The 20,961-nt window shown below is 31.7% G+C and carries 24 protein-coding genes; 11 read left to right on the forward strand and 13 right to left on the reverse strand.

Annotated features, from left to right (window positions below; genetic code table 11):
• The first annotated feature begins 5 nt into the window (after positions 1 to 5).
• The gene (locus ACAM25_RS08405) at positions 6 to 1,757 is read left to right on the forward strand and encodes a molybdopterin-dependent oxidoreductase (protein WP_369609288.1); all 1,752 of its coding nucleotides are present in this window, start codon (positions 6 to 8) and stop codon (positions 1,755 to 1,757) included.
• A gap of 94 nt (positions 1,758 to 1,851) precedes the next feature.
• A complete protein-coding gene (gene sul7d / locus ACAM25_RS08410; protein ID WP_369609289.1) occupies positions 1,852 to 2,046 on the forward strand; it encodes a Sul7d family chromatin protein in 195 nt (64 codons plus the stop codon).
• A gap of 12 nt (positions 2,047 to 2,058) precedes the next feature.
• Here the strand turns inward: sul7d and ACAM25_RS08415 are convergent, their stop codons facing one another.
• Genes ACAM25_RS08415 through ACAM25_RS08425 form a run of 3 tightly spaced genes read right to left on the reverse strand, consistent with a single transcriptional unit; the run spans position 2,059 to position 5,099 of the window.
• Positions 2,059 to 3,564, reverse strand: a complete 1,506-nt coding sequence (locus tag ACAM25_RS08415) for a M61 family peptidase (protein WP_369609290.1) — start codon at positions 3,562 to 3,564, stop codon at positions 2,059 to 2,061.
• A complete protein-coding gene (locus tag ACAM25_RS08420) occupies positions 3,561 to 3,962 on the reverse strand; it encodes a histidine phosphatase family protein (RefSeq protein WP_369609291.1) in 402 nt (133 codons plus the stop codon). The genes ACAM25_RS08415 and ACAM25_RS08420 overlap by 4 nt, the downstream gene beginning before the upstream one ends.
• A gap of 24 nt (positions 3,963 to 3,986) precedes the next feature.
• The gene (locus ACAM25_RS08425; protein WP_369609292.1) at positions 3,987 to 5,099 is read right to left on the reverse strand and encodes an MFS transporter; all 1,113 of its coding nucleotides are present in this window, start codon (positions 5,097 to 5,099) and stop codon (positions 3,987 to 3,989) included.
• Between the two features lie 116 nt (positions 5,100 to 5,215).
• Between ACAM25_RS08425 and ACAM25_RS08430 the strand changes: the two genes are divergently transcribed.
• The 3 genes from ACAM25_RS08430 to ACAM25_RS08440 all read left to right on the forward strand — a co-directional run bounded on the left by ACAM25_RS08430 (position 5,216) and on the right by ACAM25_RS08440 (position 7,257).
• Complete coding sequence (locus ACAM25_RS08430) at positions 5,216 to 5,908, forward strand: TIGR00266 family protein (protein WP_369609293.1); 693 nt, start codon at positions 5,216 to 5,218, stop codon at positions 5,906 to 5,908.
• A 24-nt stretch (positions 5,909 to 5,932) separates the two neighbouring features.
• The gene (proC, locus tag ACAM25_RS08435; RefSeq protein WP_369611644.1) at positions 5,933 to 6,733 is read left to right on the forward strand and encodes a pyrroline-5-carboxylate reductase; all 801 of its coding nucleotides are present in this window, start codon (positions 5,933 to 5,935) and stop codon (positions 6,731 to 6,733) included.
• Positions 6,734 to 6,951: 218 nt separating this feature from the next.
• Entirely contained in the window at positions 6,952 to 7,257 is a 306-nt protein-coding gene (locus tag ACAM25_RS08440) for a hypothetical protein (RefSeq protein WP_369609294.1), read from the forward strand.
• Here the strand turns inward: ACAM25_RS08440 and ACAM25_RS08445 are convergent.
• The 4 genes from ACAM25_RS08445 to ACAM25_RS08460 are packed head-to-tail and all read right to left on the reverse strand — an operon-like array spanning position 7,228 to position 10,687.
• A complete protein-coding gene (locus ACAM25_RS08445) occupies positions 7,228 to 7,746 on the reverse strand; it encodes a nicotinamide-nucleotide adenylyltransferase (RefSeq protein WP_369609295.1) in 519 nt (172 codons plus the stop codon). The genes ACAM25_RS08440 and ACAM25_RS08445 overlap by 30 nt on opposite strands.
• Positions 7,743 to 9,065 carry an FAD-binding oxidoreductase gene (locus ACAM25_RS08450; RefSeq protein WP_369609296.1) on the reverse strand — a complete coding sequence of 441 codons (1,323 nt, stop codon included), beginning with the start codon at positions 9,063 to 9,065 and terminating at the stop codon, positions 7,743 to 7,745. Before ACAM25_RS08450 ends, ACAM25_RS08445 begins: the two co-directional genes overlap by 4 nt.
• Before the next feature lie 2 nt (positions 9,066 to 9,067).
• On the reverse strand, positions 9,068 to 9,511 hold the full coding sequence (locus ACAM25_RS08455) for a PaREP1 family protein (protein ID WP_369609297.1): 444 nt from the start codon (positions 9,509 to 9,511) through the stop codon (positions 9,068 to 9,070).
• Positions 9,512 to 9,556: 45 nt separating this feature from the next.
• Positions 9,557 to 10,687 carry an NAD(P)/FAD-dependent oxidoreductase gene (locus ACAM25_RS08460; RefSeq protein WP_369609298.1) on the reverse strand — a complete coding sequence of 377 codons (1,131 nt, stop codon included), beginning with the start codon at positions 10,685 to 10,687 and terminating at the stop codon, positions 9,557 to 9,559.
• Positions 10,688 to 10,777: 90 nt separating this feature from the next.
• Between ACAM25_RS08460 and ACAM25_RS08465 the strand changes: the two genes are divergently transcribed.
• Positions 10,778 to 11,638 carry a hypothetical protein gene (locus ACAM25_RS08465; RefSeq protein WP_369609299.1) on the forward strand — a complete coding sequence of 287 codons (861 nt, stop codon included), beginning with the start codon at positions 10,778 to 10,780 and terminating at the stop codon, positions 11,636 to 11,638.
• 119 nt (positions 11,639 to 11,757) lie between these two features.
• Positions 11,758 to 12,999, forward strand: a complete 1,242-nt coding sequence (locus ACAM25_RS08470; protein ID WP_369609300.1) for a hypothetical protein — start codon at positions 11,758 to 11,760, stop codon at positions 12,997 to 12,999.
• 488 nt (positions 13,000 to 13,487) lie between these two features.
• On the opposite strand, the gene ACAM25_RS08475 is transcribed toward ACAM25_RS08470, so the two are convergent.
• The 4 genes from ACAM25_RS08475 to ACAM25_RS08490 are packed head-to-tail and all read right to left on the reverse strand — an operon-like array spanning position 13,488 to position 15,689.
• A complete protein-coding gene (locus tag ACAM25_RS08475) occupies positions 13,488 to 14,330 on the reverse strand; it encodes an MBL fold metallo-hydrolase (protein WP_369609301.1) in 843 nt (280 codons plus the stop codon).
• A gap of 31 nt (positions 14,331 to 14,361) precedes the next feature.
• Positions 14,362 to 14,757 carry a PIN domain-containing protein gene (locus ACAM25_RS08480; RefSeq protein ID WP_369609302.1) on the reverse strand — a complete coding sequence of 132 codons (396 nt, stop codon included), beginning with the start codon at positions 14,755 to 14,757 and terminating at the stop codon, positions 14,362 to 14,364.
• A complete protein-coding gene (locus ACAM25_RS08485) occupies positions 14,741 to 14,986 on the reverse strand; it encodes an AbrB/MazE/SpoVT family DNA-binding domain-containing protein (RefSeq protein ID WP_369609303.1) in 246 nt (81 codons plus the stop codon). Before ACAM25_RS08485 ends, ACAM25_RS08480 begins: the two co-directional genes overlap by 17 nt.
• Positions 14,987 to 15,017: 31 nt before the next feature.
• Complete coding sequence (locus ACAM25_RS08490; protein WP_369609304.1) at positions 15,018 to 15,689, reverse strand: arylmalonate decarboxylase; 672 nt, start codon at positions 15,687 to 15,689, stop codon at positions 15,018 to 15,020.
• A gap of 36 nt (positions 15,690 to 15,725) precedes the next feature.
• Here ACAM25_RS08490 and ACAM25_RS08495 point away from each other — a divergent pair, with 36 nt between their 5' ends.
• From ACAM25_RS08495 to ACAM25_RS08505, 3 genes are all read left to right on the forward strand, one after another.
• On the forward strand, positions 15,726 to 16,427 hold the full coding sequence (locus ACAM25_RS08495; RefSeq protein ID WP_369609305.1) for a hypothetical protein: 702 nt from the start codon (positions 15,726 to 15,728) through the stop codon (positions 16,425 to 16,427).
• Positions 16,428 to 16,641: 214 nt separating this feature from the next.
• A complete protein-coding gene (locus ACAM25_RS08500; protein ID WP_010978640.1) occupies positions 16,642 to 16,947 on the forward strand; it encodes a winged helix-turn-helix domain-containing protein in 306 nt (101 codons plus the stop codon).
• A 47-nt stretch (positions 16,948 to 16,994) separates the two neighbouring features.
• Entirely contained in the window at positions 16,995 to 17,573 is a 579-nt protein-coding gene (locus tag ACAM25_RS08505; protein ID WP_369609306.1) for an XdhC family protein, read from the forward strand.
• On the opposite strand, the gene ACAM25_RS08510 is transcribed toward ACAM25_RS08505, so the two are convergent.
• A complete protein-coding gene (locus ACAM25_RS08510; RefSeq protein ID WP_369609307.1) occupies positions 17,565 to 18,068 on the reverse strand; it encodes a zinc ribbon domain-containing protein in 504 nt (167 codons plus the stop codon). The two genes, ACAM25_RS08505 and ACAM25_RS08510, sit on opposite strands and share 9 nt — an antisense overlap.
• Before the next feature lie 240 nt (positions 18,069 to 18,308).
• Between ACAM25_RS08510 and ACAM25_RS08515 the strand changes: the two genes are divergently transcribed.
• A complete protein-coding gene (locus ACAM25_RS08515; RefSeq protein WP_369611645.1) occupies positions 18,309 to 19,868 on the forward strand; it encodes an ammonium transporter in 1,560 nt (519 codons plus the stop codon).
• On the opposite strand, the gene ACAM25_RS08520 is transcribed toward ACAM25_RS08515, so the two are convergent.
• The gene (locus ACAM25_RS08520; RefSeq protein ID WP_369609308.1) at positions 19,865 to 20,920 is read right to left on the reverse strand and encodes a transporter; all 1,056 of its coding nucleotides are present in this window, start codon (positions 20,918 to 20,920) and stop codon (positions 19,865 to 19,867) included. The genes ACAM25_RS08515 and ACAM25_RS08520 overlap by 4 nt on opposite strands.
• Between the last annotated feature and the right edge of the window lie 41 nt (positions 20,921 to 20,961).

Raw genomic sequence — 20,961 nt, forward strand, 5'->3', positions numbered from 1 at the left:
ACCTAATGATTGCTTGTACAAGAGACTGTTATGATACTTGTATCTTTGACTTAAATTATAAACCTTTGAATATTTTTCCTGTAAATGGCTTTACTTGTTCTAGGGGAATAACTGATTTAAAGAGGAATAAAATGAACAGAATTGATTCTGCTTATATTGAAGGTAAACAAGTTGCAATAGAGGAGGCAATAAAATATGTTGTAAAGAAGCTTAAGGAATACAAAAAAGAAGAAATATTACACGTTGATTATGATGGAAATCAAGGTCTTTTAACATGGTACTATCCAGCAAGGTTTTGGAATGCGATAGGTTCAGCATCAACAGATTATTCTATATGCTCTGCTGAAGGACATGAGGCAATAAAACTACATTATGGTACCTCTTTTGGTGCTCTACCAGAAGAATTTGAAAAATATAATGCAGTAGTTTTCTGGGGATCTGAAGCAGTTTTCTCATTTATTCATGGCTGGAGAATTTTATCGAAAAAGTATAAAATAACAATTGATGTAAGAGTGAGCGAGACTGCAAAGAGAAGTGAGAAGTTTTATATAATTAATCCAAGCTCTGATGCATTTCTTGCAATTGGCATAATTAAAGTTCTGTTATATGAAGGTTTATACGAAGAATCCCTTTTAGATGATTTAGACTCTCTTAGGCAATATGTTAATCAATATGATTTTTCTCTCATCGAAGATGTCACTGGTTTAAGTGAAGATCAGATAGAAGAATTAGCTGAACTTTACTATTATTATAAACCATTAACAATTATAGGTTTTGCATTAGGGAGAACATTTCAAGGAGGGTATGCAATATCTTTAATTTCTCTAATTCCAGCTCTCTTAGGATTAAAAAGAGGATTTTATTATTCAAATAGCCAAGGATGGGGAATTGATTTCTCTTACTTAAGGGGCTTTCACATTTCTAAACCTAGTAGAATAGTTGGTATGGCTGAAGTTGGAAAAGAGGTTGAAAAAGGAAATGTAAAGTTCTTATTTACGTGGAACTCTAATCCTATACATTCTTTACCTGGATCAGATAAGATTAAAGAGGCAGTTGAAGAAGGTAGGCTGTTTTTAGTATCTCATGACCCCTTTTGGAATGAAACTACAAAATTAGCTAACGTTGTTATTCCAGCCCCCACTTTTTTAGAAAAATATGACGTGGTTTATGGTTACTGGCATGACTACCTAGTCTTTAACGAACCAATATCTCCTTCCCACGGAATAACCGAAGTTGAATTAAATAAAATGTTAGCTAAAGAGTATGGGATTTCATCTCATCCATTAATTGAAGAGGACGAATGGACAGCAATAAACATAGCAATAAAAGGGACGGGGATTTCTCTTAAAGAATTGAAAGAAAAGAAAGTAGTAAAAATAAATAGGAAAATTGAAATTGAGAAAGTTAAAGTAAAACCATTACCAAATCTCTCACTCCCTCCAAAGGGCAAATATTTAGTATTCTCTTCTCACCCTAATTATACTAATTCACAATTTAAAGAGGTATATCCTCAGCTTCCTATAGCTTATACTAAAGATGTTGAAGGAATAGGCTACATTGAAAACTCAAATGGAAAAGTAAAAGTGATATTCAAGAAGGATGAAAGCATCCCAGACAACGTTGTCTTTATGTATAAGAGTAGTTTAATTGATTTAAATGGTAAACCCATTAACTCTCTAATAGGAAGTGAGAAGGGAAAATATAGTGGAACTCCTTTACTTAACGGAACTATTGTTAAAATCACTCTGTTGAAATAAATGTTATACTAATGACTAATTATTATAATGTATTACCAAAAATAAAAGGATAATCTTAATAAATTACTGTTTACACACATAATCTTGACCAGAAATGGTAACAGTAAAGTTCAAGTATAAGGGAGAGGAAAAAGAAGTAGACATTTCAAAGATAAAGAAGGTTTGGAGAGTAGGAAAAATGATATCATTCACTTATGACGACAATGGTAAAACTGGCAGAGGTGCTGTAAGCGAAAAAGATGCACCAAAAGAACTAATACAAATGTTAGAAAAATCTGGAAAGAAATAAATTTTAAACAATTTATAAAATTTTTTGTTCTCCCTCTCCTTCTCCTTTTTCTGATTTAAATAAGCACTTAAACAATCCGCCTTCTCCTCTTAATAAAATTCTATGTCCAGGATTTTTGCCACTGCTTAATTTAATTTCCTTAAGTCTACCTTCTCTTAACACAGTAAGTACCATAGAGTCTTTAACTTCAAGAGATTTCTTTACACCATCAATAGCAACTATTTCGTCTCCAATATTAAGTCCAGCCAAGTATGCTGGTGAATCATCTTCAATAAATGTTATTATATTATTTTCTACTTTTATTCCGTAGTAAGGCTTATGTTTATCGGTAAATTTTATCTCAAGATAATGTCCTAGAAGATCAAATAGTGGTGGATTTCTTTTATAAACTACTTCATCTAAAAAGTCTATCCCAAATTTTTCTGCTATTCTCTTTACATCACTATATGTATATCTTTTTACTTTATATAACTCTCTCATGAAATTTACTATGCTTTTTTCACATTTACTTCTTTCTCGTATTGTAAAATCCATCAAAAGGCCTATAATAAATCCTGCATCATAGTAAGAAATTCCAATATTCAAGTAGTTTTCGTCTTTTTTATATAGTTTTATCCATGTAAATTTAGATGATTCAGCTACGCTCATTTTCTTAAAACCCGGAAAGGTAAGATTTTGTAGGATATTGGCTATAGATTTTAGGGCTTCATTAGAACTAATCACTTCGCTGTCTATCAAAGAAAGAAAAGCAATATAATCTGTTAATCCTTCAGCGACCCAAAGTAAGTCCGTATAAGTTTCTGATTCGTAATTAATCTCAAGATCTTTAGGTTTCATTCTTTTTACATTCCATCTGTGAAAGTATTCATGGGCAAATAGCCATAAAAGGTCTTTCCTATCCCAATTAACTACTATGGCTGAGGAATCCTTATGCTCTATTCCTCCAAAATTTTTATCACTCCTCCTAAAAAAGAAAATATAATTTTCCACTTTATCTTCCATGTAATTATCTAATGTATTTAGTATTCTTTGTAGTTTTTCTATTTCATTAAAGTCATCTATAGTAGAAATAAAATGAGATTCATCAATTTTTATTAATTTTAAATAAGGCGATGATTGAATCGGTGCGTCAGCAAATTCATCATAATTTTCTGCACAGAACCATTCTCCTTCTCTTTTTAGGGTAGTATGTATAGGCCAATTTATATTTATCTTTACGCAATACTTCTCATTAAGGTCTTGAAATGGAAATAAAGAAACTGGATTTATAAACAGATAGTCTGATAAGGAAATTACTTCTCTTTGATCTTTTGAATTAGCGTAATAAACGTATTTGAACTTTCCATTAATCCAAAACTTATTTTTTGATAATGGATAACCATCATAAAAAATTACATTTCTTTCTGGTTCCCTTATAAAATAAGACCCTGGTACCCACGTTGGAAAAGTTACTACTCCTTCTTTACCCTCTCCCTCTACTTCAAGATATCTGTGTCTTGGTGTTACAACAAATCTCATGACTTAAGATACTCTGGACAAATTAAGAGTTTTAATGTCTTTTCAATACCAGCTATACACGAATTACCTAGTTCTATTTGATAATTTAATAAACTGCTAAGGTAATTAGAAATCATAGGATTATGCCCTACTAGCATTACTCCATCATAGGAAAAAGACTTTAACATTGAAGGATCCTTCTCTGGTCTTAAGACGTCCAGAATTACTACTTTAGCCCCAGTGTATTTGCTAAATATTTCTGCTGTTTGTTTAGCTCTAGGTAATGGAGAAGAATATATTATTGTAGGAGAGATTTTTATCTTACTGGCGATAAGCTCGGTCTCTTTTATACCTTCTTCAGTTAAGACAGCATTCTCATCCTTGCCAGTAGCTTTTCCATGTCTTACAATATATAGCATGAGAAAATAGTAGAAAGGAAATTTTTAAGCAATTTTCCTCCTTGTCGATATAAATACGAATAAAAGGCTTATTACCCCTATTAATCCGCACAGTAGTGTGTAAATTTCAGAAAATGTTAATCCTATCTGATAAATTATCGCAAAAACAACACTTCCTAAAGCTCCTCCTAATGCTTTGCCAGTGTATAATATTCCACTATTTACAGTAGAAAATCTTGTACCGAATATTTCGCCAGCTACGTTAAAATATAGTGTAATCATTGACCCGCCAGCAAATCCTATAAGGATTGTTGAAGCTGGCAATTCGTTTATAAGTAATAATCCTGCCCCTAATGTTATAATAACGTTAAGTAACAATGTAGTTTTAAGTATTCCAAGTCTATCAGCAATAAAACCAAAGAATGGTCTTAAACCTCCACTTAATAAAGGTAAAATGGATATCAAAAGAATAAGTTCTTGTTGAGGTAAATTCTTTCCTAAAACTGGTAGTTCAGAAGACATTACTGTTAAGGGTACTACAGCTCCAACAAAGGATACATAAATTAACCAGAATTTAAGAGAGAGAATAACTTGCTTTGGTGCTTGGCCAGTTAACTTTGGGGGATATTGTGATAAAGAGAGAAGTGCCGGAAGTAAAATTATTTCAGTTAATCCTATCACAAGAGTTACTATCTTATAATTTCCAGCCATAGCGATGAAAGGATTTGCTATGGCAGAACCTAATCCAAATCCCATTGAAACTATTCCAGTAGCAAATCCCATTCTGTCTCTAAACCATTTCATAGCTAAATTAGCTGCAATACCATAAAGAATTCCTTCTCCTATACTTCCTAATGACCATACGAAATAGAAGAAATAAATGTTAGGTGAGAAATACGTTCCTAAGAAACCTATTGCTGAAAGTATTGCTGAAATTAAACCAATTTTTCTCGGTCCTTGCTTATCTGCAAAATGTCCTCCAATTGGTTGAAATGCTGAGGAAAAGATACTAAATAAAGTAAAACCTAAAGCTATTTGAACTAAACTTACGTTAAATCCAGACTTTAGTAATGGTTCTAAGGCATTCCATGAGTACTGATATAATGAGTTAAACCCCATTACTAATAGTCCAATGGCTAAGAACTTGTTTCTGTTCATATAAGATAATATATTGGTTAGTTAAAAAACTTATTATTTATAACGCTCAAAAATAGAGAAAGAAACACCTATTTCACTTCTTGAAGATTTATATAAAAGAAGTTAAAAGAGAGTATATGCCACAATATCAAATATTTGGGAATGATCTGCAATATCTAAAAGTTGTTTTAGCACCAGGAGAAGGAATATATGCTGATGCTGGACATATGGTAGCTAAACAATCTACAGTTACTATGCAAACTAAACTTAGGGGTGGTCTTTTAGCTGGTATAAAAAGAGCATTAACTGGTGGATCATTTTTTGTTACAGAATTTTACGGTCCTGGAGAGCTTTATCTTTCTGGGATTTTTCCTGGGAAAATACTCCAAATACCATTGAATGGTGGTGGAATTTTAGCTGAAGCTCACACATTTCTAGCAGCGGAAACTACAGTCAATTATGAAGCCCAGTTAGCTAGATTAACTGCTGGGTGGTTAGGTGGAGAAGGATTATTTTTAGCAAAGTTTAATGGCTTTGGTAATGTATTTTTACATTCATATGGAGACGTTATAATAAAGGACCTAGCGCCAGGTGAAATTCTTCAAGTAGAAGCTTCTCATTTAATGGCTTTTCAACAAGGGATGAATTATGATGTTCAATTAGTGGGTGGATTAAGATCCATATTCTTCTCTCATGAAGGTTTATTCTTTGTGACAATTCAAGGCCCTGGAAGAGTATGGTTACATACGCTAACAGCTGAACAACTTGCCTCTGCTCTAATTCCTTATTTACCACAAGGCCAGCAAGGAGGAATTCAACTACCATTTTAGCTTTTTATTTTTCTTTACTATCTTATTTGTTTAATGAAAGTTGCAATTATAGGCGTAGGCAAAATTGGTTACGCAATTCTAAAAGGTGTAAAATCACTTAATGCAGAAATAATTGGAACTGGCAGAAGCGAAATCACTATAGAGAGAATTAAAAAAGAAGGAGTGGAGGCTACTAAAGATAATGACTATGCTGTTAGAAAAAGTGAAATAGTTATATTAGCAGTGAAACCTCAACATTTTAATTCAGTGCTAAGAGAAGTTAGCAAAACAGCCTGGAATGGTAAAAAAATTGTTTCTATAATGGCTGGTATTAAAATTTCTACTTTAGTTAGACTTACTGGAGCTAAAGTATATAGGGCTATGCCAAATATTAATGCTATAGTTGGGAAAGCAACTACAGCATTAGCTGAAGAGAAAGATGAAGAAATAGAAAAGATATTCAAAACGCTAGGAAGTGTTTATTGGGTTTCTGAGGAATTACTTGATGCTTGGACTGCAATTATAGGTAGTGGTCCAGCTTTTATTGCTGAAATTATTGATGCATTTGCCTTAGGTGCAGTAGCCTGTGGAATGCCAAGAGATCTAGCATATGAAGCAATTTTGGATATGGTAGAGGGAACTGTAACAACTTTAAAAAGAGAAAAAACTCATCCAGTTCTTTTGAGAGACCAAGTTACTACACCAGCAGGTACTACAATTAGGGGGTTAATGACTATGGAAAGTGAGGGAATAAAATCTGCAATTATAAAAACCATTGAAGCTGCGTATCAACGTTCTGCTACTATAGGTAAAGAAATAGATAAAATGTTTGAAAACACTGAGTAAATTTTCCTTTGATTAACGTTATGTAATTATTAAGGTATAAAATTAAGATAACTATATGAATATCAAACGAAAATTTATTGCTAAAAAATCTATAATAAAAATTATAGAAATAATTTATATTAATAGCGTCACGCATACACCCAACCAAATATAAATTTATTACTTATAAAAGTGAGTATTACCTTATGATAATTATATCTTCACTATTAGATAAAAGAATGAGTGATCATGGGGTTAATGCTAAAGATGTTCTCGACGAAATTTTACCTAAACTTCTTGAATCCGTTCATTTATTCAGAAGCAAGGGTAGAATTTACTCAGCAATATTTACAAATAAATATATATGGACTATGAGAGTCAATATCGAATTATTTTCAATTGAAATTTGTAAGTACAAATACAAGTACTGGGAGTTGCCAGACTTAAATATTGAAAAAGTCGAATGTTATAAATTAATGGGTGAAGTACTAGATTATGTGAAACAAAAAATGAGTTCAGTAATCACTCTTAGCTACATCTCTTAATCTTTCATCTCCTTTTATTTCCTTTATAAATTCATAAACGCTCTTTGGAACTAACTCACTCCACTTATTATCATTTTCTATCATTAATTTCCTTATTTTTGTTGCATTATAAAGATCCCTATTAAACATTGGGGGTAAATCTACTATATATCCAGCTTCTTTAGCATTAGTTACGACTAAGGGATTCCCGCTAACAATTACGTCAAACTTAGGTGAATATTGTTCTATTATTCTAATCCATAAACCACCAGTGAAGGATTCTAATATGGGAAAGAATATAACTCTTTTGAAATCCATATTATATTCCTTTAGCCCATTTCTAATCATAACCATTCTTTCTCCAGCAGTAAACGGGTTATAAATTGAGTGACTATCTTTTCCACTTCCTATGACTACTATTATTTCATCATACTTTGTAAGTAACCATTCTATTACCGCTAAATGACCTAAATGAAATGGTTGAAATCTCCCTGGAAATAATGCCCTCATTTCTTTTCCCACGTATTATAAGCTAATTCCACATACTTATTAGGGTTCATAATTCCGTAAGGGTCTATTAAATCTTTAATTCCTTTCATTATCCTTAACACTTCTTCTCCATTGTGAGATACTATTTGCTCTGCAAGTAATTTAGCTTTTTGAAATCCAATTCCGTGTTCACCAGAAATTGATCCACCAAGCTCAATTGCTATCCTAGCAACTTCCTCAAATATTTTTTCAGCTAAGCTTATATCATCAAGCATAATGTTAGGGTGAAGATTTCCGTCACCTATATGAGCAATAACTGGCATTCTAATTCGATATTTTCTTTCAATTTCCTTGAGTTTTCTAATTGCTTCAATAAGCTTTGAGACTGGAACAACAATGTCCTCAACAAACATATACTTACTTTCCGCCCTTAACGCAATAGCTGCTTGAGCCCTAATCGAATAAATTCTTTCAGCCTCTTCTTCTTCAGTTATTATAAATTCTCTTCCTTTTAGTATTTCCTTTATTTCAGTTAAGTAATCATCCTCGATAGAAATAATAAATGCCCCTCCTTCCGATTCTTTCAAATTAGCGTTTAAATGCTTATTTAGGGCCTTAATCACATCAACGTCCATATACTCAGAGATTTCTGGTAATATCCTTTTTCTCCTTAATTCGACTATAGTTTCTGCTGTATCTTCTAAACTGTTCATGTAGGCTAATATTGTATACACTTTCCTTTTTGGTAAGGGAGTTATTCTTAACCAAATTTCAGTTATTATTCCAAGTGTTCCTTCACTTCCTACAAATAAATGTACTAAATCATAACCACCACGATTCTTTCGTAAAGGTTCTCCTACCTTTACAATCTTACCATTTGGAAGTACAACCTTAAGTGCCAGAATCCAATCTCTAAAAGTCCCATATTTAACTCCTCTCATTCCTCCAGAGGAATTAGCTGTAGCTCCTCCTACTGTGCAAAGAAAGAAACTAGCAGGATCGGGAGGAAAGAAGAAACCTTTTTCCATTAATTTCTTGTTTAAAAATTCTAGGTTTACACCTGGTTGAACTCTTGCATACCAATCAATATCGTTAATTTCTAGGATTTTGTTCATATATTTGCTGACGTCAAGTAAAATACATCCTTCACACATCAAATGTCCAGAAAGACTTGTGCCAGCACCCCAAACCACTATTGGCGTTTTAGTTTCTCTAGCATAATTTACTACTTTTACTACATCATTCTCATCTTTAGGATAAACTATTATCTTCGGTCTAACCTTAAACCCTACAAAATCCTCTCTTTCTGTCCCCTCTGTAAATTCAACTCCTTCTAACACAACTAATTATCATTATTGTTTATAATAATTCTTTTGATCGTTTCAATGCTCTTTTCTAATTCTTCTTTTTTAGGTTGCTTCTCGTAGAAGGAATAGACTATTGTTAAGTATTGTTTTAAACCAATTTTTTCAGCAACTTTTTCTGTTATGGTTGGAGTCCATCTCCCGTTTGCTTCGCTTTCTACAGCCTCTTTTATACCTTTTGACAATGCTATAGATCTCACTATGAGTTCAACGGATTTACACAACTTATCAATAGCCTCATCGTAATTTCCTTGTTTTAGAAATTCACAAGATCTTTCCAGTGTTATTTTGCTTAATTCAGAATAGATCTTTGGTTTCAAAGCTTCATTAACGTTAAAAGTACTTAAAATAATTTCAGTAATATCAGCCTCATCGATATTCATCTTCATTAGCTCATTAATGAGTGTTGGCGGTAGCTTCACAAAAAATATGAACTTAGAATGAAATAAAAAGATTTTCACAAATTATTAAAATGTTAATGAGGCATGGTATGGAACATTAAATGCACTATTAACTAATAATCTGCTGTAAATTTTCTTTATCAAAACGTAAGTTCGGTTGAAGTCAAGAAGGGCTTTAATTCCTTCTTTTCCTTTATCAAATCTTAAAATTCCTCCATCATCTCCTCCTTCCATTATGCAAAGTACTCCTTGCGAATAATAATTTTTATTAAGTTTTAATAAATGTGTGACTGCATTTTCCGCTGAAATCATTGCACTCCTAGCTGTCTTAGCTGGCATCATTCCTTTTGCTAAATCTCCTGCAGCATAAATGTTCTCGTTGTAAATAAAAAATGGTAATTTAACTGGAACAAATCCAGATTCATCTGTTAATCCAGCCTTTCTTACAACTTCTGGAGCAGATAAGGTAGGTAAAACTGATATTATATCTGCCTCAATTTCTTGATCATTTCCTAAAATAACTTTTCCTTTTCGAATTTCCTTAACATAAGTACCTTTTATAATCTTTATTCCTCTCTTTCTCTCGAAATAATAATTAGCCTTTTCTGATATCTGGTTTACTGGTAAAATACCAAAAACCCCTTTATCACTTTGAGTAGCTAAATATACTTCTCCCCTAATTCCTTTTTTCCTTAATATGTATTCTGAAATTAATGCAACTTGATATGAAGGTCCCTCAATGGGACTGTTTCTTGCATTCCCTACAAATACTTTAACTCCATCTTCAGCTTTCTCTAACGCTTTCTTTAAGCCTAGAAAACCTTCGAGTGTGTGATGCATAAAAGCATGCTCATGTCCAGGGATCTTTTCGAAATTTTCTTCATAAGCTCCTCCTAGAGCTATAAAAAGATAATCGTAATCGAACGTTCCCTTTGAAGTTTTTACCTCGTTAGACTGTGGACTAATTTCAATTACGTCAGCTTCAACAAACTCTATACCTTTCCTTTTTAAGGCTTCCTCAGCGTTAAATTCAGTATCTTTTACGTTTATTTCATCTGTTAGTAATAAAGGGAATATTGTGTTCTCTCGCACTATTTTACTCTTAGAAATTACTGTAATTTCAGCATTTGAGTATTCTCTAATTCTATGCACAACTGTTAGTCCAGCATAACCAGCTCCTAGGACGAGTATTTTCATAGTTTAATTACTTTTTATAATAGTTATAAATTAAACGATATAGTAAGGTCTTTGGCAAAAGTTTAAATTAGTTAGGGTGAATAACAATTCATGGATAAACGATCAATCATAATACTTTCAATTCTTGTAATAGGAATAATTGCCGGTACAATAATTTATACGATGGGAAAATTCAATGTGGCAAAAGCAAATAATTCTTCTTTTCAAATAAACTATAGTGTAATTGGCACTGTAAAAATATACAATACTTCAGCTTTAATACCCTTCTTATCATCTTACATAAACACTACTTATGTAAAGTTAGTTAATAGTGTTGTAAAATATGGTATAATCAATTTCATTAAAATTAACAATACTAAAGGAATAATAGGTTACTTCAAAGGTGGACCATTATCTTCATTAGCATTTTATCAAATTAACTCAACTTTAACCTCTCATGGTTTTAAATATGCTGAATATCAAACCTTACTTTACGATTATAATACTACTACAGCAATAGGATTTGATGGTAATTACTTCTATGTTGTTCATCAAAACTCTACCAATCAGAACTTAACTATAACTTTACTTTACTATTTATATACCAGTAACAAGACATTTACAGTAACATCTCTGACAAATATAATAGTTACTGGAAGTTTTAGACATAGTAATTTCACAGCTTATTCAGAAAACTCCAACATAATAGTAAAGGGTTATTTTAAAGGAAACTTTAATAATTTTACGAAATTCTTAAGATACTTCAACTTTACTACAACTAACTTTACTATTGCTGGAAAAGTAATTTTTAAAAATTCTACAGTAGAAATTTTCTCTTTATCCTCTATGTATGAGAACTACACTGTTTATGCAATGATTGGACTAAAGGAAATAAGCTCTAACACTATTTATGCTGTAGGTATAGTATCGCAAAGCCAAATTAGTGAAAGTGAAGTTTTAAATCTATTATAGCATTTTATTTTAATCACTTTTTTGAATATATAATTGTGAAGTTCAAAGTCATTAAATATTTTATTTTATCTAGATTTACAAAGGCTTTTGTTTTAGGTACACTAGTATTTTTATTATTTATGATTCTAATTTATTTATCATTAGCTGGAAGTGTCTTTGCTCCTAGAATATTGAATGGAATAAAAATAAACTTTGCCGAATTCGTGACATTTTTTGTTATCTTTAGTGGTTTTTCTTCAACAGTTCAAAAAGCAGACTATGATTTCCTTTTAACCTCTCCACTCAGAAAGGAAGAAATATCTTTTCTTTATATGATATCTTCAATGCTCTTGGGTGGAGGCTATTTTATAATTTTAGGCATAATATTCCTCTTCCTTTATCCCTTTCCTTTAGGATTTTTAACATTGTTTTCATTTTCATTGTTCGGTGTTGCTGTAAGTAGTTTATCGTTAGTAAAGGAGAAATTTTACATCATTATATTTACCGCAATATGGGTGTGGTTTCCTTTCTTTGGGATTCCTTATTCTCCCACCTCAGTACTTTTTGGAAAACCTCTAGTAGGAATTATCTCAATTCTAATTTATTCTATTCCAGTTATTTATAGAGCATTAATGGATCCCCAAATTCAAATTACGTCAAAAAGAGAAGGAGAAGTTAAAAGTAAAGTAAAATATGGAGGAAAGAATTTCCTCATGAAATATTTTCTAACTATGTATGAGTTCGCTTGGGGTTATGGTAGTTCGTTATCTGGAAGAAGATTATTTTATTATGTTCTTTCATTTCCAAAAGTGATCTTAACTTCTACGTTTGTAGCTTTAATTTACTATATAATATTTCATTTTATAGATTTCAATTTTTATAGTATAATGGCCCCTTCAGTAGTTATTTTAGCTTTTCTAATGAGCATGGGGATATATGCAGTTTCCCAAGAAAGACCATGGATTATTTTCGTAACGTTAGATAGAGGTTATTATCTCTCGAGAAAGATACTATTTAAATCCGTACAAAACGCTCTAATTTCATTACCTTTTTGTATCGCGAATGTTCTCTTAGGAATGCCATCCTTAGGAGTTTCTCTATTTTTTGGTTCCTTGATAGGTTATGCTTTAACTTCCTATTTGAGTAGCAAATTAAATCCAATACAATTCAGGGGTGAAGTATATAATTATAGAGCTGGGAGCGGAATGCTATTGATAATATTTTCAGAATACCTAATTATGGGAATAACGGCTCTTTCAGCATTATTTATAATTTCTTCTTTCATGTTCGCAATTATATCACTAATTATATTTCTGTTAATAATTAGAAAGAAAAATTGGGAAAAAATAGCGTATCAACTAGTTGAGAAAGGTTTTGTATAACTATATAAACTATATATAAATATATAGTCTCTATAGTCTATTTATGAAAGTCTATTTAGCTGTTAAAGAAACTTTAAAGGGAAGGTATAAAAGATTAAAGTATCAAACTATATCTTATGACAAAAGTTCTTTTTTTAACTAAAGATAAAAAGTTCTATTATGATGACGGTAAAATAAAAGAGGTAAAAAACATAAAAGATCTTAACGGAGTTGAAATTAGGTTTGCTAGGGCTATGTTAGTATATGATACTGATTTACCCTTATCTTATTTTGTAGAGGAATTAGGAAATGTTACAATTGGTAATTATACTCTTTCACAACTTACTCAATTACTTTACTTTAGAAATTCAATTGTTTTCGTAGATCATGAAAAGAAGAAAATACAAATTTTCTTAGAAAAGAAGGAAATAATTGAATTACCCTATTCCTCACTTGATTTTCTCAGATATTATTTTGCTAAGATAGGAAGAATATTATTAGAGAGTGTTTCATTCGACTACTTCGAGGCTCTTTCCGACTCCGAAATCAATAAATCTATCTTTACTAACAAGACTTTTAGCCAAGTTTCCACTACAATGAGCAGGCCCAATTTTAACAGCCTCAGAAGAAAGCTTATTAATAACATCATTAACGTGCTGAGCTTCGGAAGAAAGCAAATGAAATCCACCTAATACAGCATATATCTTATTTACTCCAGTAATCTCTTTAGCATGGTTTATTATATTTAAAACGTTTGAATGTCCACAACCAGTTAGAATAACTAAACCTTTTACTGAATTTATAAAAAGTGCTGCATCATCATAAAGGTGGTCTGATTCAATACCCTCTTCTTCAGACTTAAATAATCCAGAATTATATTCCGGGTAACCATATCTTTTTACCTCACCACTAAAAATTATGCCTTTCGCAAATTCTAATGGTTTCCTTGTAAGTATAAGATTAAAGTTTCTCTCTATTTCTTCTCTAGTTAAAGGTAAACCAATATATTGTAACTTTCCGCCCCAATTAAGGAATTTCTTCTCAAATATTGATGGATGGGCTATAATAGTTTTTCCTTTTAAAATGTCTAAAAGTTCTTTATTTCCTAGACCTCCAGTATGATCTGAGTGGCCATGACTTAAAACTATGTAATCAACTTTAGATAAATCTATCCCTAAAAGTTTAGAATTATGAAGGACTGGCAAACCTGAATTTCCTACATCATATAAAATCCTCGTATCGTCAGCCTCTATATATGCAGAAAAACCCCACTCTCCAATTAATGGTGGTATTATTGTACTAGTGAAGTTATCACTTAGGACAGTTATTTTAAGCTTTTTAACTTGTTCCATAAGTTAGAAGATCTTTTTATAATTATAAACTTTAGCTTAACGAATCGATAACTATAGAGGAAGTATCTAACTCCTTTATTTTTCTATCTAAAGTAAGGAACTTAAGAGAGTAATATTTAGCTGTGAAATAAAGTAGTAAATCGATAAAGTCAGAATGTTTCTCTTTTAATTTGTATGCGTTAACATATGCATTGAAGGGTATCTTAACTAATTTAAATAATCTTAAACTTCTAAGTCCTTCTTTTACTCTTTTCATATCTATTTTCGTTTTCTTCTCTATTCTCTTTATTACCCAAAAACTTTCAAGAATGGAAATTTCTGTGTAATAAATCTCGTGGGAAGGAAATTTCTTTATTTCATCTTCTACTCCTTCAACTTCAATTCCTAAAATTGGTAAAATAAATGAAGTATCAATTAGTACTTTCATACTCTTTTTGTTCCTCCTCACTTATTTTCTCTATTTCATCAAGTGAAATCTTAGCAAACTTTTTACCATTAATAGCTAGCCAAATTGGATCTCTTATTACTTTAAGGATAATTTTATCCTCTTTTGCAATTAACAGCAATCTATCTCCTTCATGAATGTTTAACTCTTCAGCAATTCCTTTAGGAATCCTTATTGTTAATTTTTTCCCTACTTTTATTTCAGTCTTCACAATTAAATATAATTCTGACTCATATATTAAGCTAAAATCCTGGTAAATTTGCCTTAATTTTCAATTTACTTAAGGCTCCCCACATAGATGCTACATTTTCAGATATTATTGGCATACCTAAATCTTCATGTAGATATTGTACTGCTTCAAATGTTGATAGTGCTGTACAAGCAATGTATACAGCATCAGCCTTAAGAACCTCATCTAAATGTCTCTTAACTAACCTATATATTGTAAATATTGGCGTATTTGAAATATCTATTCCTCTAATTTTTCCTAATCCATCATAACCAACTACTTCAAAACCTTTCTCCTTCCACCATTCAACCTCTTCTAATGTTCTTTCTTTCACATAAGGAGTACCTATCCATAATTTCTTTACATTCAGTTTTTTAAGTAGTTCATATGCAGATTCTTCTGGTATAATTACATCTTTAATCACTTTCTTTATCACATGAGCATGTTTGTGAGTACCATAAGTCCTTCCGTAAATGATAACGTCAGAGACTTCTTCAAGTAATGAATATGTTTGTTTAAGTTCTTTTTCAAATTCCTCAACGTTTTCTGGTTCGCAACCTCTTGTTGGTCTCATTCTTGTTGAGTGGACAGTTACTCCTTCTGGAGCCATTTTCCATAAATCATATTCCATTCCTGCATTATTTGCTGGTAGGATTAAGCCTATTCTACCTCTTCCTCCTGGCATTGCAACTTTTAATTATCTTTATCTTATAAAACTTCTGTGAGTATAAAGACAAAAATTAGAAAAGCAATAAAGGATTTTTTTCAATACGAAAAAGAAGGAGATAAAAAATTACTGAAAAAAATCCTATCAAAGGTGAAAATTGAGGATAATTATGTAATTATTAGGGAAGAGAGAGTTAAAGTAGAAAAAGAAGATGATGCTGTTGGTGTATTCTTAGCTAATATTCCTTATATTATAATTGGAAAAGGGGAACTACATTGGGATTTACCAGAGAAAGTAGTAAAAGTACAAAGAGGTGCATTAAGACTTCTTGACTGCGGAATAAATGATGTTGCAACCTTAGAAATTTACTTAGTTATGGAAATGGCCTTACGATCTTTATACTCAGAGTACGTTAAACAAGGAGTTATTATTCAGTATAAAGATAAGAAAGTTAAACTAAAAGATTATGACTATCGCCGTATAAAATTATATATTAGAAGAAAAGGATGGAGTCAATATAAGGTTAAGGTTAACGGTGAAACTTTTCCTTTTTCTCAAGGTTCATTATTAAGTTGGGCTGAGAAATTTATGGATAAGGAGGAGAGTTTAGCTTTTAGACTTTCTCTAAACGTTAGGAACCTTTTAGCTCATGGGGAAGTAGAATGGGATTTGTTTCCTACATTAAAAAGTCTTGAATCAGCTTCTTACATTTCATGGTTGCTCTTTCAACGAATGAAGAAATATGAAGTGTCTTAAGTATTTTGTAAATTATATCTTTCTAATCATATTTTAGAATCATTATAAATAACTTTGTTTTTTACTTACTTATATTCTATTTTAAAAATCGTAGTACCATTCTCTTGTTTGTATATAACGTTAATTGATAAAAAAGAGTTTCTGTGAAACTCCTTTTGTAAGCCTACTGGTTTAGAAGTAAAATTTATAAGATTCTTTTGATTATTAGTATTTGATGACAGAAGCCCAAGTTGGAAGAAAAAAGAGGACAAGGTATGAAATAATACATGATATACTATCTCAATGCGAGAATGGTGCAAAGAAAACTTGGTTAATGTATAAGGCAAATTTAAGCTATGAACTAACAAACAACTACATTAACAAGTTAGTAGAGAAAGAGCTAATAGTACAAAAAGATGGTCTATATTATTTAACTGATAAAGGAAGAAAACTACTCGATTTGTTGAAGGACTATAAGGAGAAGAAATCTGGATTAGACAAAGTAGTAGCTCAGATAAAGGAAATATACGGAGAAGACTAAAATCTTTTTAAACCAAACCTTTTATTTTTTCTTTCCTTCATTATTTTATGAATATAGTTATATTTGCTTCAAGTAGAGAGGCAGAAATGGAAGAACCAGTTTTTTGCGATAGAGATAGTGTAAGAGTTGATATTTCTAAATGTTCTGGTAAAAGCATCTCTGTTGCACCATTTATTGCAAAATATCTTAAAGATTTGGGATTTTATGTGACTGTTGTTGATCCTTTTGCTGATGATACCTCCTATGATGCTGATAAAATAATAAAAGGTACAAGCTTTCAAGTACCTGATGAAATTGTAAAGGATTCTTATGTTATAGTAGCAACTAGACATGTTTATGATACATGGGCAATTATGAAATCAATTTTAGGAGGAGCAAAGGAAATAGCTGTTATTATGAGTATAAAAAGGGCTAAAGTGATTATGCAAAGATTATTACAAGCAGGAATATCTAAGGAACAATTGAAGAAGCTTAGAATTCCTGCTGGTTTAGATATTGGGGCAAAAAGTGAAAAAGAAATTGCGTTAAGCATTGTAGCAGAAATTTTAGCAGTAACTAGAAATGCTACTGGAAGACCTCTCTCTGAGGTAAAAGAATTTTATAAAGTGGTAGAAGATCTAAAATAACTTTGTTCCACAGTTTAAACAGAATTTAGCACCAGGGGGATTTAAATAGCCACACTGAGGACATTTTATTCCTTGTTGCATTTGTGGCATACTCATCTGTGGAGAAGGTGTTTGTTGTGGCATCATTTGTTGCATTGACTGTTGCATAGGCATTGGCATATCATACATTCCGTCGCTTATTTGTTTATCAATAGTTCCAATAAGTCTATGATTAATTAGATCTCTTCCTAAGGGTCCTATATGTTCTTCCTCAACGATAATAGAGAATTCATTAGGATATCCCCTAATTCTAACTATAACTTCTTCAACATGATGAAGGTGACCTTTTTTCATTGCCCTAATTTCATAATCATAGTATTGTGGCATTCCAGGTTGCATCATTGGTGTAGATAATTGCATTGTCTGGCTTTCCCATCCTTCACTTAAGAAGAGATTATTAATTTCTTGCGCTAAAAGTGGAATATTAACATATCTTCCAGTATATGTTTTCTGCATAAATAAAATTCTAACATGTTATAAATAAACCTTTCTCTTTTTTATAAGTATATATTTGCTTATACTTTACTATCAGAATATTTTTAATTATAACATTTGAAATAAAAAAAGATTAGAGTTAGCGTGCAAATTATAATTACTGATTATGAAACTGTTTCTTTTAGTTACGTTAAAAAACTAAAAAGTTTTAATGAAAATATCAAAAATGCTTATAACCAATTTAGAGTTAAATGGTTAGCGATGATAATCCAAAAAGCCTTCCCTCAAACGAACCTTAAGTTAACACTAATACTAATTAGTTTTTCCATACTACTAATCTTATCATTGCATTCATATGCACAATCCTCATCAAATATAACTGCAGAAATTCAAAGCTTAAATCAAAGTATACTAGCATTAGAAAATCATACAGCTGATTATCCTTCTGCTGCAGTTCCTAGTTGGTTAGATACAGGAAGCAATGCATGGATGCTTACGGCAGCGACTTTTGTGGGATTACAAAGTGTTCCTGGTGTTGCTCTCTATTATGCTGGACTTTCGAAGAAAAAATACGCAGTAAATTCTGCATTAATGGTATTTTATGCTTTTGCTGCTGTTTTAATAGTTTGGATGATTGCTGGCTATAATGCTGGATTTGGCTATCCCGCTGCAATAAGTATAGGTAAGTATGGTATTTTAGGTTATCCATTGCCTGCTTGGTTAGGACATTATGAGGCTAGTCAAACAATTTACGGTCCATCTGGTTCTCCTTTAGATATACCAACATCTACTTACATATTCTTCCAGTTTGTCTTCGCTGCAATAACCCCAGTATTATTAGCTGGTGGTGTATTGGAAAGAATGAACTTCAAAGCATGGATGATATTTGTTCCGTTCTGGAGCTTATTAGTTTATAGCCCAGTAGCATATTGGTTATTTGCAGGAGGTTGGTTAAATCAATTAGGTGCTGTAGACTTTAGTGGAGGTTATGTAATACATGTGGATGCTGGAGTAGGTGCATTAGCTGCTGCATTAGCTGTAGGACCAAGGTTAGCATCTGAAAGAAAATTAGAAGCTCATAGCTTACCATTAGTCTTAGCCGGTGCAGGTTTAATATGGTTGGGATGGGATGGTTTTAATGGTGGTGACCCTGGAGGTGCTACAATTGATGCAGCAATAGCAGTGTTAAATACTAATATTGCTACTGCTGCAAGTGCAATAACTTGGATGTTAATGGATATGGCCTTCTTCAAGAAACCGACATTAGTTGGTGCTACAAGTGGTGCTATAACTGGGTTAGTAGCTATAACGCCAGCAGCAGGATATGTGAATGGTTGGGAAGCAATATTAATAGGAATAGCTTCTGGGTCTATTCCATGGATATCTCTATATAAGTTCGAACCAAGGTTAAAGGTAGATGATACTCTAGGAGTATTCTCTACCCATGGTATTGCAGGAATAGTTGGTGGGTTATTAACTGGAGTGTTTGCAGATCCAGCAGTCACTAAATATATTGATCCAGGGTTAACTGGTGCTCTATATGGTAACTGGTATCAGTTAGGAATTCAAGCATTAGCAGCGGCTGTAGTATTTATATACGATTTTGCAATAACTTTTGGTTTGCTAAAATTAATTGGCCTATTCATACCATTACAAGCACCTCCAGATACATTAGCAATTGGTGACTATGCAATGCACGGTGAAGTGGCTTATTCTGAATTATTAGCAACTTTACCAGAATCTGTAGTAAAGAAGGAAGAAGTTACTGAAGAAACGACAGAAGAAGAAAAAGATCCTAAAGAGAAAGGTAAAAAGAGCTAAATTGTAATTTTTTCTTCTTTTCTAGCTCTTTCTAAAAATAGTAATATAATCATTGTAATTAAAGTTAATATTGATATACTTTTTATGCTATTACTAAAAACTATAGGTATTATTGTTCCTCCAATAGCAGCAATATTTAATGCTATTCCCGCATTTAATGGATTTGCGCCGTATCTTTGTGCTATTGTTGGGGCAATAGCATTAATTCCAAGCCCTAAAGCTGTAAATATGAATAATGCTTCTGAAATATTGAAATAAAAGAAAAGTATTCCTGATACTATAATACCTACAAGCAGCATACTAAGAAATCTCTCAAGTTTTGCACCCAATAAATATATGGGGATTGATAAAGAATAGCTTATTATCATGTATACTAAAACATCGTCCCCAAGTTTTTCTAATACGTAAGGAGCTAAAGTCAATGCGAATGCTGGTTCAAATGCTAGGAAATAAGTTAAAATAGCTAGTAAAGGAGGAAATTGATATCTTACATTACTTGTCTTTATGTTACTTTTATAAGTCAACGTAAATGGTAAAGTTATAAGGCCACTTATTGCTATTAATTCCCAATAATGGAGCAAGGCATAAGCTATACTTCCACCCATCCATCCTACAGCCCAGCCACTCATCGTTAAGCTGGTAATAAATTTACTTCTTGTTAATAATGCCTCATTTATTGCTATAGATGTAGATATACCGAAGAACACACCTATTAAAAATCTTGAAATTAAAAGATAAATTGCATTATGAAATATTCCGTCTGTTGCTGATAGAATACCCAAAGATGAAAATGACAAATAAATTACTATTCTAGATCCTAGAATTTTGAGCAAGTATTGATAAATTAAAGCACCAGCAATTCTTCCACTAAAAGGTATAGACGCTATTGTAAAAGCAATCCATGTAGGTAAGTTTAGTTGGTTAATTACGAATGTTGGTAAAACAAGAATGTATGTAGGCAAAGTATAGGCTAAGAAAGATTCTATTGCATTAGATTTTTGTTCCATCATTTTTGTTGTCATATTTATATCTTCCAATTTTAATTTAAGCATTTTTACATAAGTATAAGAAGTATATAATGAGAATTTAAATT

The sequence above is a fragment of the Sulfurisphaera javensis genome (genome assembly GCF_041154675.1).
GTDB lineage: Archaea > Thermoproteota > Thermoprotei_A > Sulfolobales > Sulfolobaceae > Sulfurisphaera > Sulfurisphaera javensis.